Genomic DNA, 16,203 nt, shown 5'->3' on the forward strand with positions numbered 1-16,203 from the left:
CCGGACAGTCACACCGCCCCCGCCAGGCCCTCCAGCCGGACAGTCACACCGCCCGCCAGGCCCTCCAGCCGGACGGTCACACCGCCCCCGCCAGGCCCTACAGACGGACGGTCGCCGCGCCGCCGCCAGGCCCTAGGAGGCGCTGACGCCCGCCGTGTCCTCGTCATTCGAGGCAGCAGTGACATCGGTGCGGTGGAAGTTCAGGTGGCTGCGCGACGCCGTCGGGCCCCGCTGGCCCTGGTACCGGTTGCCGTAGCGTCCCGAGCCGTACGCGTGCTCCGCCGGGGAGCTGAGCCGGAAGAAGCACAGCTGTCCGATCTTGGAGCCGGGCCACAGCTTGATGGGCAGCGTTGCCATGTTGGAAAGCTCCAGCGTGACGTGGCCGGAGAAGCCGGGATCAATGAAGCCAGCCGTGGAGTGCGTCAGCAGCCCAAGCCGGCCCAGCGAGGACTTGCCCTCCAGACGCGCAGCGATGTCGTCCGGCAGGGTGACCTGCTCGTAGGTGGAACCCAGGACAAACTCTCCGGGGTGGAGGATGAACGGCTCATCCGGATCCACTTCCACCAGGCGGGTCAGCTCAGGTTGGTCCTGCGAGGGATCGATGTGGGCGTACTTATGGTTGTCGAATAGCCGGAAGAAGCGGTCGATGCGCACATCGACGCTGGAAGGCTGGACCATGGCGGGGTCATAGGGGTCCAGGGCAATCCGGTTGTCGGCAATCTCGGCTCGGATGTCGCGGTCAGAAATCAGCACTCTTCAAAAATAGCGCATGCCCCTAGCGGCCGATTTCCGTCCGCACCGCATAGAGCTCGGGGAAGAACGTCAGTTCGAGGGCGCGCCGCAGGAAGCCGGCACCGCTGGAACCGCCCGTGCCCCGCTTCATGCCGATGGTGCGTTCAACCGTTTTCAAGTGTCGGAAACGCCACAGCTGGAAATTGTCCTCGAGGTCCACAAGCTCTTCGCAGGCCTCGTAGACGTCCCAGTTCCCGGCGGGGTTTTCGTAGACGTACTTGTAGACCGCCAGCAGTGACTCGTCATACACATGTGCCTGCGTCACGTCACGGTCCAGGAGTTCCGGCGCCACGGCGTAGCCGCGGCGGGCAAGATAGCGGATGAACTCGTCGTAGATGCTGGTTTGGGAAAGCAGGCCGGACAGCAGCTCCTGAGCGGCCGGGTCTGCCGCGAACACGGCAATCATTGCCTCGTTCTTGTTGCCCAGCAGGAACTCGACGGCACGGTACTGGTAGGACTGGAAGCCGCTCGAGGCGCCCAGGTCATCGCGGAATTCGGAGTACTCGGACGGGGTCAGCGTTGCCAGCACGGACCACTGTTCCGTCAGCGAGCGCTGGATGTGCTTGATCCGGGCAATTCCCTTCATGGCCGAACGCAGGTCATCCGCCGCCAGGCGGGCACGCACGGCCAGCAGCTCGTGCAGGACGAGCTTCAACCACAGTTCCGAGGTCTGGTGCTGGATGATGAACAGCATCTCGTCGTGGTGCTCCGGGCTGCTCACCGGATGCTGCGCGGAAAGCAGTTCATCCAGGGCAAGGTAGGACCCGTAGCTCATCTTGTCGCTGAAATCCCGCTCAATGCCTGCTTCGAGGCTGCGGGTGTTCTCGTTCGGACTCATGCCCACCACGGTATCCGCTCCATATGCCAGACTTGGGGTTTTGGCACCGAGCCCTGAGAAGGAGCCCCCATGGAACCGGACAACACCCCCGAGATCCCGACAATGCCGCTGGCCCACGACGACGTCGAAGCACCCGGCGCGGCGCTTGAAGAAGCCATTACCGCCGGTCGTGAGGGCCGGCTCACCAACCGCGAGGTTATGTCCGTCATCTGGACGTCGGAACTGCTCAGCGTGGGGCGCTTGACGAAGGACGACGATCCCTCCACCTTCCAGGCAGTGGTCCTGAAGGCCCCGGACGCCGACTACTCCGTGGCTGCCACCTTCACCTCCGCGGACCGCATCCCCGCACAGCTGCGCGAAGCAGCACCGGTGGTCGTCAAGGCCAGCGGCGAAGCCACCATCCGCAGCATTGCCCCGGGATACGGCATGTCCGTCAATCCGGGACACGAAGTAGGGCTGGAGATCGGCCCGGACGTTGTGGCTTCGCTCGTCGAGGCGTCCGAAAAGGCCGCTGCGCAGGCACAGGACCCGGCCGGTACGGAACAGGACTGACCAGCCCCGGAAGGGTCGAAAACAGCCGATTAGGTTGCGTTATGGCCATTTGATGCCGTTTTTGCAGGCCTAGCGCTTGCAGTGTCAGTGCCGGGGCCTACGCTGGGGAACCTCACAACAGAGGGAGGGCTGTACCGTGACCAACTCAAGCGTTGCTTCTTCGATCTGTTCCATCGTTCCGCCGTATCTGCTTGCCCGCCTGGCCGCCGCCGAAGACCCTGCAAAGGCAACGGCGGCGAAGGCTGCCCGCCGCGCCCTGACCGGGATCGACGGCGTGGAATCCGCGCGCTCGGCGCCGCGTTCTGCGCCGTCCCGCGGATCAGGCACGGCGTTTGCCCCGTCCCTGCGCCGCACTATCTCCGATGCCCTGGGCCTGGAGGAACTGCCGGGCACGGTAGTGCGGTCCGAGGGCGAACCGGACACGGGCGACCCGGCGGTGGACGAAACCTATGCCGGTCTCGGCGCCACGTACCGTCTCTTCAGCGATGCCTACGGACGTTCCTCGCTCGACGGCGCCGGGCGGGCATTGGAGGCCACCGTCCACTATGGACGTGCCTACGACAACGCCTTCTGGGACGGTTCCCGGATGGTGCTCGGCGACGGCGACGGCGAGGTGTTTGAACGCTTCAGCAAATCCCTCACCGTGATCGGCCACGAGCTGACCCACGGCATCATCCAGTACACCGCGCAGCTGGACTACCGTGACCAGGCCGGGGCACTCAACGAATCAGTAGCGGATGTCTTCGGCGTCCTGGTCGAGCAGAAACTGCTGGGACAGACAGCGGACCAGGCCAGCTGGCTGGTTGGTGAGGGCCTGTTCACGGACCTGGTGCAGGGGCATGCACTGCGGTCCCTGAAGGCACCGGGCACTGCCTACGACGACGACGTGCTTGGCAAGGATCCGCAGCCGGCGTCCATGGCGGACTTCGTGCAGACCGCGGCGGACAACGGCGGTGTCCACATCAACTCCGGAATCCCCAACCGCGCCTTCTACCTGGTCGCTGAAGCCCTGGGCGGGTATGCCTGGGAACGAGCCGGCCAGATCTGGTACGACACCATCACCGAACGCAATTTTCCCGCCGACGCCACCTTCGCCGTCTTTGCCGCCGCCACGCTCACCGCAGCGGAAAAACGGTACGGAGCGGGAACGGAGGAAAGTACTGCTGTGCAGGCCGCATGGAAAGAGGTTAACGTCTTGGTATGAGACTGGTTGTAGTGCGCAGCGGCGGCTTTGCGGGCATGCAGCGCACCTGGAGCACGCAGGTCAGCTCCGAAGAGGCACAGGAGCGGTGGCTGCCGCTCCTCAGCGATCCGCCCGAAGCCCCGGACAGCGAACCGGACCGGTTCACGTATGAGATCTCCGTGGGCCCGGCCGCCGTCACCATCCCGGAACGGCAGGTCAAGGGCAGGTGGCGCGAACTCGTGGAGCGGGCCCGGGCCGGCGCCGATTCCGAACCCGGCGAAGGCTCCGGCGAAGGCTCCGGAGACTAGGCCGGCCGGTGCTTGGGCAACCAGTCCGGAAACCTTTCGGCAGCGCCCGCAAACGAATTAGGCAACCGGCAGGTTCCATGTAAAGTTAGGAGCTGTGCCGGATTCCTTCCGGACACTGCGGGCGTAGCTCAATGGTAGAGCGCTAGCTTCCCAAGCTTGATACGCGGGTTCGATTCCCGTCGCCCGCTCCACTTCGGAGCAAGACTCCACCCATTCCCCCTGCACTGCGCCGCACTGCACTTTCGCTGTCAGCGTGTCAACCCCCTGCTCATAGTCCGGGGTATTCGGCGTAGACTTATCCGCGATGAACCGGAAAATGTTTAAGTCCAAAATCCACCGCGCCACGGTGACCCATGCCGACCTGCACTACGTGGGGTCCGTGACGGTTGACCTTGACCTCCTCGAAGCCGCGGACATCCTGCCCGGCGAGCTCGTCTCGATCGTCGACGTCGACAACGGCGCCCGGCTGGAGACGTACACCATCGCCGGCGAACGCGGCTCGGGAGTGCTGGGCATCAACGGTGCAGCGGCCCACCTGGTGCATGTGGGCGACACGGTCATCCTTATTACCTATGCCGATATGACCACCGATGAGGCCCGCTCCTTTGTGCCGACGGTTGTCCACGTTGATTCCGCCAACCGGATCCTGGAGCTGGGGACGGACCCGGCCGAGGCCGTGACGGAAGGCACCGAGCGTCCTCCGCTGGCCCTGGACAACACCCAGGTCATGGCCGGCAACCCGGGCGCCGCAGCCGAAGCCAGATAGCAGCATCCGGTGCTGGGGGTACTCACCGGATTCGCCGTTGTCTGGATCATCATCCTTACCGGGTATGCCATCGGCCGGCTCGGCGTACTTGGCGAAAACGCCCAGACCGTACTGAGCCGCCTGGCGTTCTTCGTTGCATCGCCGGCGCTCCTGCTCATAACCCTCAGCGATGCGGACCTGCCCACGGTCTTCTCGTTTCCGCTGCTGGTGGCCGCCGTCAGCGCCGGAGCCACAGCGGTCCTCTATGTGCTCGTTACCCGCTGGTGGCTGCGCCGGCCGTTGCCGGAAATGCTCATTTCGGCGATGTCTTCGTCCCTGGTCAATGCCGCCAATCTTGGATTGCCCATCTGCGTGTACGTCCTCGGGGACGCTGCCTATATCGCGCCCGTGCTGATTTTCCAGCTCGCGTTCTTCACCCCGCTCTTCCTGATGATGATGGATTCGGCCACCAGCGGCCGGCGGACCTCAGTTCGGGTTTTTGCCGGGCAGGTGGTCCGCAACCCGATAATCGTAGGCTCACTGATCGGCCTGCTGTTGGCCGCCACCGGCACACAGCTGCCCGAAATCATCCATGAACCGGTGTCCCTGATCGGCGGTGCAGCGGTTCCCGCCATGCTGCTTGCCTTCGGGCTTTCGCTGGTGGGGTCGCGGCCCCTGAATGCCGACGGCGGCAGGCGGGCCGACGTCGTCCTCGCCTCTGCCTTCAAGCTCCTTGTCCAGCCGCTGCTGGCTTTCCTGCTGGCCCGCTTCCTCCTGGGAATGGAAGGACACCTGCTTTTCGCCGTCGTGGTCACCGCCGCCCTTCCCACTGCCCAGAATGTCTTCGTTGCGGCTGCCCGCTACGAAGAAGGCGTGCTGGTGGCCAAGGACACCGTGCTGCTCACCACCATTGCCTCGCTTCCCGTGCTGGTCCTGGCCGCAGCCCTGCTGACCTGAGGCAACACCCGCTTTGACCGGTATAAATGTGGCGTAAATTACGTTCAAGGCATATGGTCAAACCGAAGGCTGCTTAGTGTGCGGCCCGTCTCGTGCAAAGCCGCAGGGGACGCTTACGACGAGGTGGAGGCACAGTACCGATGCCAAACGACGCAAGATACTGGGGCCGTACCCGGAAAGGGGCACGGGCTGCGGCCGGCGTTGCTCTGGCCGTGGGTGCGACTCTCCTGACCGGCTGCGGAACCGATGAGGGCGCAGCACCCACCTTGACCTGGTACATCAATCCGGATGCGGGCGGGCAAGCCGAACTGGCGAAGCAGTGCAGCGATGCCTCCGGGGGTGCGTACACCATCGAGACCTCCCTGCTGCCGAATGATGCCGCCTCCCAGCGCGAACAGCTGGCCCGGCGCCTCGCGGCCGGGGATAAGAGCATGGACATCATGAGCCTGGATCCGCCCAACGTTCCCGAGTATGCGGAGCCGGGTTACCTGGCGCCCGTACCCGACGACGTCGCGGAGCGCACCACCGAGGGTGTGCTGGAAGGCGCCCTCGCGGGAGCAAAGTGGAAAGACGAAGTGGTGGCCGTTCCCTTCTGGGCCAACACGCAGATCCTCTGGTACCGCAAGTCCGTTGCGCAGGCCGCAGGTCTTGACATGACCCAGCCGGTGACCTGGGACGACATAATTGCCGCGGCCGAGAGCCAGGACAAATACATCGGTGTGCAGGGCGCACGTGCCGAGTCCATGACCGTGTGGGTCAATGCCCTGGTGGCATCTGCCGGCGGTGAAATCGTGCAGAACCCGGACGCATCGGCGGACGAACTGCAGCTGGGACTCGACTCCGAGGCCGGAAAGCAGGCGGCCGACGTCGTCTCCACGATCGGCAAGGAGGGCCTGGGCGGTCCCGGACTGCCCACCCAGACGGAAAACACCTCCATGATCCAGTTCCAGGGTGACCAGGGTTCGTTCATGGTCAACTACCCCTTCGTCTGGCCGGCCACCAACGCGTCGGTCGAGGAGGGTGCCTTGCCTGAGTCCCTCATCGAGGACATCGGCTGGGCCCTCTACCCGGCCATGAACGAGGGCGAGGATACGGCTCCCCCGCTGGGCGGCATCAACCTCGGAGTGGGTTCCAACAGCGAGCACCCTGACCTGGCGTTCGAGGCCATCGAATGCATCGTCTCGCCCGAGAACCAGGCCCAGTACTTCACCACCAACGGCAACCCGCCGTCGAACGAAGAGGCCTACAACGCACCGGGGATCGAAGAGACATTCCCGATGGCCCCGGTCATCCGGGACTCGCTGGAACTGGCCGTGCCGCGGCCGCAGACCCCGTACTACAACGAGATCTCGACCGGCATCCAGCAGACCTGGACTCCGCCGAGCGACGTCAACCCCGATACCACCCCGGCCGAGAGCCAGGAATTCATTCTCGAAGTCCTTAGAGGGGAGAAACTGCTGTGAGCACTTCCGTCGAAGCGGTCCGGGACGCCCCGGCCAAGCCCACTCCGTCCAAACAGCCCCTCAGCGACCGCGCCAAAGCGGAGCGGCGGCTGGGTTTCTGGCTCGCCGGGCCCGCCTTCATCATCATGCTGGCGGTCACCGCCTATCCGATCCTCCTGGCGCTCTGGGAATCGCTGTTCAAATACCGCCTGACCGCCCCGGCGGACCGGGAGTTCGTGGGACTGGGCAACTACGCGACCATCCTTTCGGACGGCCTGTTCTGGCGGGACCTGGGCGTCACGGTGCTGATCACGGTCATCACCGTCGTCATTGAGCTGATCCTCGGCTTTGCCCTGGCCCTGGTGATGAACAGCGCGTTGAAGGCCGTCCGCGGCTGGCTGCGCACCGCGATCCTCGTGCCGTACGGCATCATCACCGTGGTTTCCGCCTTCGCCTGGTTCTATGCGTTCGACATCAACTCCGGGTACATCAACAGCTGGTTCAACTGGGTGCCCGGTATCGACTCGGACCTGAACTGGTTCGCCGACACCTGGACGGCACTGTCCGTCATCATGGCTTCGGAAATCTGGAAGACCACCCCGTTCATTTCCCTGCTGCTGCTGGCAGGCCTGGCCCAGGTTCCGGGCGAGCTGACGGAGGCCGCAGAGGTTGACGGCGCGTCCTGGTGGCAGCGGATGTCCAAGGTGATCATCCCGAACATGAAGGCCGCCATCATGGTCGCCGTCCTGTTCCGGGCACTGGACGCCTTCCGCATCTTCGACAACGTGTACATCATGACCAACGGCGCGTACGGCACCGAGGTGCTGTCGCTGCTGGCCTACCGGACCTCGATTACCCGCCTGGAAATCGGCATGGGCTCGGCCGTGTCGGTCCTCCTGTTCATCTGCGTCATCATCATCTGTTTCATCGCCATCAAACTGTTCAAAGTGGACCTTTCCGGCGCACGAGGGGGTAAATAAGTGAAGTCCTCACCTGCCAAACGGCGGACGATTTGGACCATTATTTCGGTTCTGGTTGTCCTGTACGCGCTGTTCCCGGTGGCATCGATCCTGGCCACCTCGTTCAAGCTGCCCAGCGACCTGACGTCCGGGACCTTCCTCCCGACCAACTGGTCGTGGAGCAACTACGAGCAGATCCTGGTCGGCGACGCGCAGGGGCTCTTCCTGAGCAGCCTGCGCAACTCCATCGGCATCTGCCTGATCGCCACCTTCATCGCGGTCGTCCTGGCCACCCTGTGCGCCTATGCCATTGCCCGTCTGGACTTCCCGGGCAAGAAACTGGTTCTGACCACGGCGCTGGGTGTCTCGATCTTCCCGGTCATCTCCATCGTGACCCCGCTGTTCAACCTCTGGCGCAACATCGGACTCTACGACACGTGGCCCGGACTCATCATCCCCTACCTGTCCCTGACGCTGCCGATCTCCATCTGGACCCTGGCTGCCTTCTTCCGGCAGATCCCCTGGGAGCTGGAGCAGGCAGCCCAGGTCGACGGCGCCACCACGTGGCAGGCGTTCCGCAAGGCCATCGTTCCCCTGGCGGCCCCCGGCGTCTTCACCACCGCGATCATTGCGTTCTTCATCGCCTGGAATGACTTCGTATACGGCATTTCGCTGACCTCCACCGAGGCGGCGCGGCCGGTACCGGCAGCCCTGGCGTTCTTCACCGGCGCTTCACAGTTCGAGGAGCCCACCGGAGCCATCTCCGCCGCGGCGATCATCGTCACCATTCCCGTAGTTGTCCTGGTGCTCGCGTTCCAGCGCCAAATCGTCTCCGGCCTAACCCAGGGCGCCGTCAAGGGCTAGTTCCCTTCGACACCCGGACTAAGAAAAGGATCCCTAACCATGGCATCTATCACCCTCAACCACCTCGTCAAGAAGTACGGCGACGGTTTTCCGGCCGTCAACGATGTCAGCCTGGACATTGCCGACGGCGAGTTCATCATCCTGGTGGGCCCGTCTGGCTGCGGCAAATCGACCCTCCTGCGCATGATCGTGGGACTGGAGGACATCACCTCCGGCGATCTGCTCATCAATGGAGAGCGCGTCAATGACAAGGCACCGCGCGACCGCAACCTGGCGATGGTGTTCCAGAACTATGCGCTCTACCCGCACCTCACGGTGTACGAGAACATCGCGTTCCCGCTGCGCCTGAACAAGGGAAAGTACAACGACGAGCAGGTCCGCAAGCTCGTGACCGATGCAGCCGCAACGCTGGAACTGACCGACCACCTGGACCGCAAGCCGGCCAACCTCTCGGGCGGCCAGCGGCAGCGGGTGGCCATGGGCCGCGCCATCGTCCGGCAGGCCGATGCGTTCCTCTTCGACGAGCCGCTTTCAAACCTGGACGCGAAGCTGCGCGGCCAGATGCGTTCGGAGATTGCGCAGATGCAGCGCCGCCTGGGCACCACCAGCGTCTACGTCACCCACGACCAGACCGAGGCCATGACACTCGGTGACCGCGTGGCGGTGCTGAAGAAGGGCATCCTGCAGCAGGTCGCCTCCCCTCGTGAGCTTTACGAGCAGCCCATCAACCTCTTCGTGGCCGGCTTCATCGGATCCCCTTCCATGAACTTCCTGCCTGCAACACTGGAGAACGGAGTGCTGAAGACGGCCGTCGGCGACATCCGCGTCCCCGAAGACAAGGCCGCAAAGGCCGCCGGCAAACAGGTTGTCCTGGTGGGCATCCGCCCGGAGTTCTTCGAGGATGCCTCCCTGGTGGAGGAAAGCAAGCTGCAGCACGGTTCCACGTTCACGGCGCCGATCACGCACACGGAGTGGCTGGGCAACGAGCAGTACGGGTACATCCACTTCGACCCCACCCCCGAGGTACGCGAGCTGCTGAACAACCTTGCCCGGGACATGGACGCCGACGAACTGCGCCCGCAGGTGGTGGTGACGCTCGACGCCGCCAGCCGAATCCGCGGCGGACGCGACGCCGAGCTGTGGCTGGACACCCGCAAGGTGCACCTCTTCGACCCGGAAAGCGGTGAAAACCTCACACGCGACGCTGCTGCGGGCGCCGAGCTCACCGAGGAAGCCAATGCCGCCCGTGCCGAGGAGATCGCCGCTGCACACGAGACCGCCCCGGCGGCAGCCTCCTAGCAGCGGGACAACTGGTACAGCCCTCCCCCAGGGCACCTGACACGAAGGCCGGAGCGGGAAACCGATCCGGCCTTCGTCCGTCCGGGCAGGTAACGTAAGAGCAGTGCAGGGAACATCACCGGTAATCAAGGCAGTAGCCGCCTGGCTGCTTGCCCTCATGCTCACCATCGCGGCCGCCGTCGTCGTGATCTACTTCGTTAACGCCAAGACGTACGGCCCCGAGAAACACGTCGAGAGCTATCTGCAGAAGCTTGCCGACGGCGAGGGCGAACAGGCGCTGGGGATGCTCAACGCCCAGGTCCCCGAAGCCAACGCCGCGCTGCTGGACGGCGACGCGCTCCGCGCCTCCGTGAAGGGGCAGCAGGTGCGCGGAATCGGCGACGCCGAGGAGATCGGCGGGGACCGCGTCGAGGTTGCGGTGGACTACGCCTACGGCGAGGCCGAGGGAACAACCAGGTTCGTGCTGGAAAACACCGGCAAACGCTGGCTCTTCTTCGACACCTGGGACTTTGTGCCGGCCACGCTGCCGACCGTTCAGGTCAACGCTCCGGCGCTGCGGGAAGCAAACCTCAACGGGGTCCGGGTAACGCTCCCGGAGGGCGCCAATACGTTCGCCGCCTTCCCTGCGTCGCGGGTGACGGCCTCTTATGACAGCCAGTACCTGGCCGCCGCGGAGCGGGAGGTCCTGGTTTCGGACGACGCCGAGCCGCAGCTCACGCTCGTGCCGGAGGCAACCAAGGAACTGGTTTCCAAGATCGATGCCGGTATCCGCGAGTTCCTCGACGGCTGCACGGCCGCTGACCGTCTGGCACCTCCGGGCTGCCCGTTCTACCACCTCACCAACAACCGGGTGGACCAGCCCATCAGGTGGAGCATCACCGACTACCCCGACGTTGAACTGACCCAGGCTGAGGGCGCCTGGGTGCTCAGCCCGCTGAGCGGCACCGCGCAGGTCACCGCCACCCAGGTCGACCTCTTCAGCGGCGACAAGAGCCCGCTGGTGGCCGATGAGCCCTTCACCTTCAGCGCTTCCCTCCGTGTGGACGGCGAAACCGTGACGCTGAGCCCGCAGGTCGACTAGCAGCCCTTCAACAAAGCGCAGGCGGCGGCATGGATTCCCATGCCGCCGCCTGCGCCGTTAAGCAGATCCAGTCAGTACCGCCCCGTCAGGGAAGAGGTGCTCAGTCCAGTCCGCGCAGGTCCAGAACCAGCTCGGACTCGCCGCCGGCCTGCAGCACTACCGGAATGCCCCAGTCCTGCTGGTACATGTGGCAGGCCGCGTGGTCCGGGATCTCTCCGCCCGGCTCTCCGTCGCAGGCGGCAGCACGGGCGGTGATGTGGAGTACTCCATCCGTCACCTTGTCGGAGAGCACGAGGTCACGGGTCAGCCCCGTAGCCGTACCGCCGCCGGAAACGAGCAGTTCCTCCGGGGAGGCGGAGATCTTCAACTGCGTGGGATCGCCCCAGCGGTCATCCAGCTTCTGGCCCTTGGGGGCGGCAAAGCGCACCGTCAGGGACATCGGGCCGGCTTCCACGGGAGTCTTCGGCCGCTGCGTCTGCCGGGCCCCTTCATCCACGGACTGGGCTTCCTTTGGAATGGGCAGGCGGACCAGCTGGTGCCGGTTCGACTCGACCACAATCAGCAGCGGTTCGGCGGCACTGTTGTCCACCAGCACGTCCGAAGGCTCGGAGAGTCCACGGGCCAGGGTGGAGACGGTGCCCGTGACCGGATCGTAGCGCCGCACCGCACCGTTGTAGGTGTCCGCAACGGCCACGGAGCCGTCCGGCAGCACCGCTACGCCCAACGGGTGCTGCAGCCGGGCCTGGGAGGCCGCGCCGTCGCGGAAGCCAAAGTCGAACAGGCCGGTGCCGACGGCGGTTTCCACCTGGATGCCGGTGCCGTCCAGGAACAGCTTGCGCAGGGCGGACGTCTCGGAGTCGGCCACCCAGAGGTTGCCGTCGCTGTCTTCGGCCAGGCCCGAGGACTGGGCGAACCAGGCAGCGGAGGCACCGCCGTCGAGCAGGCCCTCCAGTCCCGTGCCGGCCAGGACGGCGACGGCCCCGGTCTCCGGGTCAAAGCTGAAGATCTGGTGGGTGCCGGCCATGGCGATGACCAGCCGCTGCAGCTTCGAGGACCAGACCAGGTCCCACGGCGAGGACAGGGAAATGTTGAGCGGTTCGGCGCCCAGCAGATCCGAGGAATCGGAGGGAGCATTGTCCCCAGCGGCGGCTTCACCGGATCCTGCGGATGCAGCACCCGCCTTGGTCTGGTTCCCGGCGTCCAGCAACCGCTGCACTCCGTTGCCGGCGATGGTCTGAACGGCACCGGTAGCGAGGTTCACCGAGCGCAGGCGGTGGTTGACCGTGTCCGCCACAACGACGTCGTACCCTGCCTTTTCGGCCACGTCGGCAGGTAGCAGGGCCACACCCTGGGGTTCGTTGAAGCGTGCCGTCCCGGCGTCGCCGTCCTGCCAGCCCTTGGTGCCGTCGCCGATGGTCCGGCGGACGCCCGTCAGGTCCGCTTCCAGCTCCACGAGGCGGTGGTGGCCCGTATCGGCGACCAGGAAGGTGCCCCCGGGCAGCGCGGTCACCTTTCCCGGGAACCGCAGGTCCCCGGCGGTGGGTTCTGCCGGAACGTAGGGGCCGTCGCCGCGGTGCAGTGTCCCCTTGGCCTCGTGTTCCTCCACCAGCTCGGCCACAAGCGATTCCAGGCCCGCTGCGTGCCCTTCACCGGACAGGTGCGCCACGATGTACCCCTCGGGGTCCAGGACCACCAGGGTAGGCCAGGCACGGGCGGTGTAGGCCTGCCAGGTGAGCAGCTCCGGGTCATCCAGTACGGGATGGTGGATTTCGTAGCGCTCCACGGCTGCGGCGAGGGCCACCGGGTCCGCTTCGTGTTCAAACTTCGGGGAATGGACTCCCACGGTGACCAGCACGTCGGAGAACTTTTCCTCCAGGGGCCGGAGCTCGTCCAGCACGTGCAGGCAGTTGATGCAGCAGAAAGTCCAGAAATCCAGCAACACGATCTTGCCGCGGAGATCCTCGAGGTTCAGCTGCCGGCCGCCGGTGTTCAGCCAGTTGCGGCCCTCAAGCTCCGAGGCCCGCACCCGGTATCCGGCGCGCACGGTTTCAGTCATTAACGATCTCCTTGATCCGGGGTCCCGGCATCACGCTGTGCCAGGTTTGCAAACATGTTGTTGTAAGCAGTCAGATCGGCGTCATTATTCCGCTCCGCTGCGCGGTCCAGCCGCCGGGTTTCCCGGGCGTCGCTCTTGGACCACTGATAAGCCACCCCGATGGCCACGAACAGGGTCGGAATTTCACCGATGCCCCACATCAAAGACCCGCCCAGCTGCTGGTCCGCCAGGGCCGACAGTCCCCATTCCCGGCCCATGTTCCCGAAGTAGGAAGCCTGGATCAGTGCCGTTCCGCCCATCACCGCCACTCCGAAGAAGGCGTGGAAAGCCATGGTGGCGAGCAGGATCACCAAGCGCAGCGGGTACGGCGCGCGGCCGGGCAGCGGATCGATCCCGATCATCGTCAGGATGAAGATGTAGCCGGTCAGCAGGAAGTGCACCACCATCAGCTCGTGCCCCACGTGCTCGCGCAGGGCCAGGCCGAAGAGGTCCGAATAGTAGAAGACCACGATGGAGCCGGCAAAGTTCACGGCGGCCACAATCGGGTTGGTGATGATCTTCGAGAAACGTGAATGCACCCCGATGAGGATCCATTCCCGGATCCCGCGGGTCCCGTCGGTGCGGGGCGTCAATGCCTTGAGCGCCAGGGTGACCGGTGCTCCGAGGACGAGGAACAGCGGCACCACCATGGTCAGGGCCATGTGCCCCAGCATGTGCGTGCTGAACAGGACCATGCCGTAAACCTGCGGCGCGCCGCAGGTGATGTAGCCGAGGGCCAGCAGGCCGACCAGCCAGCAGGCCGTGCGCCGGACCGGCCATCGATCTCCGCGGCGGCGGAGCCGCACCGCGCCGATGAGATAGGACGTGGCCAGGGTCAGGATGACGGCAACCCAGAGCCAGTCCGGCCGCCACTCGGTGAGGTAGCGTTCCGGGGTCAGCTCGGGCGGGAGGTCGTAGCCGGTCAGGATACGGGCCGGGGAGGCATCCTGGGGAAGCTCTTCGGAACGCGGCGGCGCGGTGCGGCCCAGGGCCACGGCCACGCCGGACACTGCACCCATAACGGCCAGTTCCACGGCAATGAGCTGCCAGAGCACCCGCTGGGCCGACAGCCCGCCGGTGGGGACTGCTGTGCCGCCCGGCACCGGGGTACGGGACGGGTGGGAACCGGCGAGGCGCGGAATGATCCAGTTGCGGTGCATCAGCCCCAGGACGCCCAGGAGCAGCGTGAGCCCGGCTTTGGTGAGGACCAGGCCGCCCCAAGGCGTCCCCAGCTGGTCCAGCGAATTGATCCGCAGGGACGCATTGACGACGCCGGAGAGGAACACCAGCGCGAAGGCGAAGCCGGCGAGGGCCGAGAACCGGGCCAGCACGACGCCGGTGATGGAGCCCAGCTGCCGGGACACGACGGCCAGGACAATGATTCCGCCGATCCAAAGGCACACGCCCAGCAGGTGCAGTCCGATCGAGTTCACCGCTGCGGCATGATCGTCACCCCCGGCGGAGTGCCCGATCAGGGCGGTGGGGAGCAGCGCGCCGACGGCGAGGACCAGCGTGAAGGCCAGCATGCCGAGGGACCGCACGCCGAAGGACAGCGCGGTGACTACGGCCGCGATGATGCTCACTGCCAGCCAGGCACGCCCGGTGGAAAAGTCAGTCAGGAAGGACGCCAGGCCAGCCGTGTAAGTGGAGTCGGCGCCGAGCGGCAGCCCGGAAACATCAGAGTAAGTGAACACCATCACCGCCAGCGCGGAAAGGGTCCAGACGACCGCGGCAACCGAGGTCAGGGTCAGCGCACGGGTGAACGCAGGATGCTCGGGCTCAGCGGCTGCAGGCCGGCCGGACGCGTTTTTCCGCGCGCGTCGAAAATTCAGGCTTTTGGGCAGGATTGTCACGGCGAAAACAAGCGAGCCGATGACGGCAGCCATGGAAATATTCTGCACGGCCTTCGCTGCGGGGAGTGCCCAGCGGGTCAGCGATCCGGGGTCCCCCAGCTGCGACGCTCCGGCGGCACCGGTGAAAAGCATGGCCGCTGCCAGGGCGATGAAGACGAGGGCGCCGGCAGCTGCAAGCCAGCCGGTGCGCACGGCGGGAACAGCACTGCGGCTCTCCCCTGCTGCGCTTGGATCGCTCCCGTTGCCGTGCTGCGGGAGCCGCGAACTGCCGGCGGGGCGTTCGGTCTGGGGTTTGACGGATTTTGGCACAGTACCCATTCTCTACCCGCTGTAAAAATAGGGCCAATCATTGTTGCGGCTGTCACGGGTTTGCGGACTGTGCGGCGGCAGCGGCATTCGCCTGCGCTTCCCGGGAATCCCCTGAAAACACGGGAGGGCCGGCATCTTCGCGATGCCGGCCCTCTCAAATGCTGCGGCAGGGTTGCCGCTGGTGTTCTGCTACTTCTTGGTGGAGACGGCAGCCTTCAGCTTGGAGCCGGCGGTCAGCTTGACGCTGTGGCCTGCCGGGATCTGAATGGTTTCGCCGGTCTGCGGGTTGCGGCCCGTACGTGCAGCGCGGTCGGTGCGCTCAACTGCCAGCCAGCCCGGGATGGTGATCTTCTCGCCCTTGGAAACGGAATCAACGAAGATGTCGAAGACGGCATCCAGCACGCCGTTGACTGCGGTCTGGCTGTTGCCGGACTTTTCTGCAACTGCGGCAACAAGTTCACTGCGGTTCATAGCCAATTTATGTCCTCCTGGACTCTGGGGTAACTCGAGCGGAACGCGGATGCGAAACCGCCGCTGTTCGAAAACTTACCAGCTTGGACCCCCAACTCCGGCAAAAACCCCTGCATTTAGCGGATTTTTCCCGATAATCAGGCCGAAAAGTGGCTTTTTGCCCTCAATAAGCAGTCAACTCGCGTGGAAGCTGGTCCCGTGATAAGCGGGTTGCCCGGCACCCGCGGGAGCCTGCCTCTGCACCGGCTGAATCCGGGGCGGGAGTGGATCTGCCGGCTCGCGCTGGGGGTTTATTGCACCCGGGGGGGCGACGCAGCTGGCTCCCCGCGGGTCTTACTCCTCCACCGCGAGGCCTCGGTCGGCCCCACCCCGCATCCGGTGTGCAGATAACGGGCTTATCCGGGGGCCATAACCCCGATATCTGCGCTATCAGCGCCGGACCGGCCTCCGGGCGG

15 protein-coding genes and 1 tRNA gene are annotated in these 16,203 nt (G+C 65.3%); 11 read left to right on the top strand and 5 right to left on the bottom strand.

The window, feature by feature from the left end; genetic code table 11:
- Positions 1 to 132: 132 nt before the first annotated feature.
- Entirely contained in the window at positions 133 to 753 is a 621-nt protein-coding gene (dcd, locus tag N2K99_RS14170; RefSeq protein ID WP_227919236.1) for a dCTP deaminase, read from the bottom strand.
- Positions 754 to 775: 22 nt separating this feature from the next.
- A complete protein-coding gene (locus N2K99_RS14175; protein ID WP_227919238.1) occupies positions 776 to 1,630 on the bottom strand; it encodes a tryptophan 2,3-dioxygenase in 855 nt (284 codons plus the stop codon).
- Between the two features lie 69 nt (positions 1,631 to 1,699).
- Here N2K99_RS14175 and N2K99_RS14180 point away from each other — a divergent pair, with 69 nt between their 5' ends.
- From N2K99_RS14180 to N2K99_RS14230, 11 genes are all read left to right on the top strand, one after another.
- Positions 1,700 to 2,182, top strand: a complete 483-nt coding sequence (locus N2K99_RS14180) for an SseB family protein (protein ID WP_227919240.1) — start codon at positions 1,700 to 1,702, stop codon at positions 2,180 to 2,182.
- Between the two features lie 136 nt (positions 2,183 to 2,318).
- On the top strand, positions 2,319 to 3,386 hold the full coding sequence (locus N2K99_RS14185; RefSeq protein WP_227919246.1) for a M4 family metallopeptidase: 1,068 nt from the start codon (positions 2,319 to 2,321) through the stop codon (positions 3,384 to 3,386).
- Entirely contained in the window at positions 3,383 to 3,673 is a 291-nt protein-coding gene (locus N2K99_RS14190; protein ID WP_227932910.1) for a protealysin inhibitor emfourin, read from the top strand. The genes N2K99_RS14185 and N2K99_RS14190 overlap by 4 nt, the downstream gene beginning before the upstream one ends.
- 117 nt (positions 3,674 to 3,790) lie before the next feature.
- Positions 3,791 to 3,864: transfer RNA gene (locus N2K99_RS14195), tRNA-Gly, on the top strand.
- Between the two features lie 113 nt (positions 3,865 to 3,977).
- Positions 3,978 to 4,439 (top strand): aspartate 1-decarboxylase, encoded by a 462-nt coding sequence (gene panD / locus N2K99_RS14200; RefSeq protein ID WP_227919251.1) that lies wholly within the window; start codon positions 3,978 to 3,980, stop codon positions 4,437 to 4,439.
- 9 nt (positions 4,440 to 4,448) lie between these two features.
- Positions 4,449 to 5,375: an AEC family transporter gene (locus N2K99_RS14205; RefSeq protein ID WP_227919259.1), complete on the top strand. Its 927-nt coding sequence runs from the start codon at positions 4,449 to 4,451 to the stop codon at positions 5,373 to 5,375.
- A gap of 140 nt (positions 5,376 to 5,515) precedes the next feature.
- Positions 5,516 to 6,838 (top strand): extracellular solute-binding protein, encoded by a 1,323-nt coding sequence (locus N2K99_RS14210; protein ID WP_227919262.1) that lies wholly within the window; start codon positions 5,516 to 5,518, stop codon positions 6,836 to 6,838.
- A complete protein-coding gene (locus N2K99_RS14215) occupies positions 6,835 to 7,797 on the top strand; it encodes a carbohydrate ABC transporter permease (protein WP_227919264.1) in 963 nt (320 codons plus the stop codon). Before N2K99_RS14210 ends, N2K99_RS14215 begins: the two co-directional genes overlap by 4 nt.
- On the top strand, positions 7,798 to 8,640 hold the full coding sequence (locus N2K99_RS14220; RefSeq protein WP_227919266.1) for a carbohydrate ABC transporter permease: 843 nt from the start codon (positions 7,798 to 7,800) through the stop codon (positions 8,638 to 8,640).
- Between the two features lie 39 nt (positions 8,641 to 8,679).
- Complete coding sequence (locus tag N2K99_RS14225; protein WP_227919267.1) at positions 8,680 to 9,939, top strand: ABC transporter ATP-binding protein; 1,260 nt, start codon at positions 8,680 to 8,682, stop codon at positions 9,937 to 9,939.
- A gap of 103 nt (positions 9,940 to 10,042) precedes the next feature.
- Complete coding sequence (locus N2K99_RS14230) at positions 10,043 to 11,020, top strand: hypothetical protein (protein ID WP_227919268.1); 978 nt, start codon at positions 10,043 to 10,045, stop codon at positions 11,018 to 11,020.
- Between the two features lie 100 nt (positions 11,021 to 11,120).
- Here N2K99_RS14230 and N2K99_RS14235 read toward each other — a convergent pair whose 3' ends face one another.
- From N2K99_RS14235 to N2K99_RS14245, 3 genes are all read right to left on the bottom strand, one after another.
- Positions 11,121 to 13,076, bottom strand: coding sequence for an NHL domain-containing thioredoxin family protein (locus tag N2K99_RS14235; protein ID WP_227919272.1), 1,956 nt, complete (start codon positions 13,074 to 13,076; stop codon positions 11,121 to 11,123).
- Entirely contained in the window at positions 13,076 to 15,286 is a 2,211-nt protein-coding gene (locus tag N2K99_RS14240) for a cytochrome c oxidase assembly protein (protein WP_396127059.1), read from the bottom strand. Before N2K99_RS14240 ends, N2K99_RS14235 begins: the two co-directional genes overlap by 1 nt.
- A 180-nt stretch (positions 15,287 to 15,466) precedes the next feature.
- Positions 15,467 to 15,754 carry an HU family DNA-binding protein gene (locus N2K99_RS14245; RefSeq protein ID WP_269436490.1) on the bottom strand — a complete coding sequence of 96 codons (288 nt, stop codon included), beginning with the start codon at positions 15,752 to 15,754 and terminating at the stop codon, positions 15,467 to 15,469.
- Positions 15,755 to 16,203: the final 449 nt, after the last annotated feature.

This window comes from Arthrobacter sp. zg-Y1110 (genome assembly GCF_025244865.1).
Classification (GTDB): Bacteria; Actinomycetota; Actinomycetes; order Actinomycetales; family Micrococcaceae; genus Arthrobacter_B.

What these genes read in the sequence shown, in the direction of transcription:
- N2K99_RS14175 (WP_227919238.1), bottom strand. Translation starts at nt 1,630, where the DNA reads ATGAGTCCGAACGAGAACACCCGCAGCCTCGAAGCAGGCATTGAGCGG.
- N2K99_RS14180 (WP_227919240.1), top strand. Translation starts at nt 1,700, where the DNA reads ATGGAACCGGACAACACCCCCGAGATCCCGACAATGCCGCTGGCCCAC.
- N2K99_RS14190 (WP_227932910.1), top strand. Translation starts at nt 3,383, where the DNA reads ATGAGACTGGTTGTAGTGCGCAGCGGCGGCTTTGCGGGCATGCAGCGC.
- panD (WP_227919251.1), top strand. Translation starts at nt 3,978, where the DNA reads ATGAACCGGAAAATGTTTAAGTCCAAAATCCACCGCGCCACGGTGACC.
- N2K99_RS14210 (WP_227919262.1), top strand. Translation starts at nt 5,516, where the DNA reads ATGCCAAACGACGCAAGATACTGGGGCCGTACCCGGAAAGGGGCACGG.
- N2K99_RS14225 (WP_227919267.1), top strand. Translation starts at nt 8,680, where the DNA reads ATGGCATCTATCACCCTCAACCACCTCGTCAAGAAGTACGGCGACGGT.
- N2K99_RS14235 (WP_227919272.1), bottom strand. Translation starts at nt 13,076, where the DNA reads ATGACTGAAACCGTGCGCGCCGGATACCGGGTGCGGGCCTCGGAGCTT.
- N2K99_RS14240 (WP_396127059.1), bottom strand. Translation starts at nt 15,286, where the DNA reads ATGGGTACTGTGCCAAAATCCGTCAAACCCCAGACCGAACGCCCCGCC.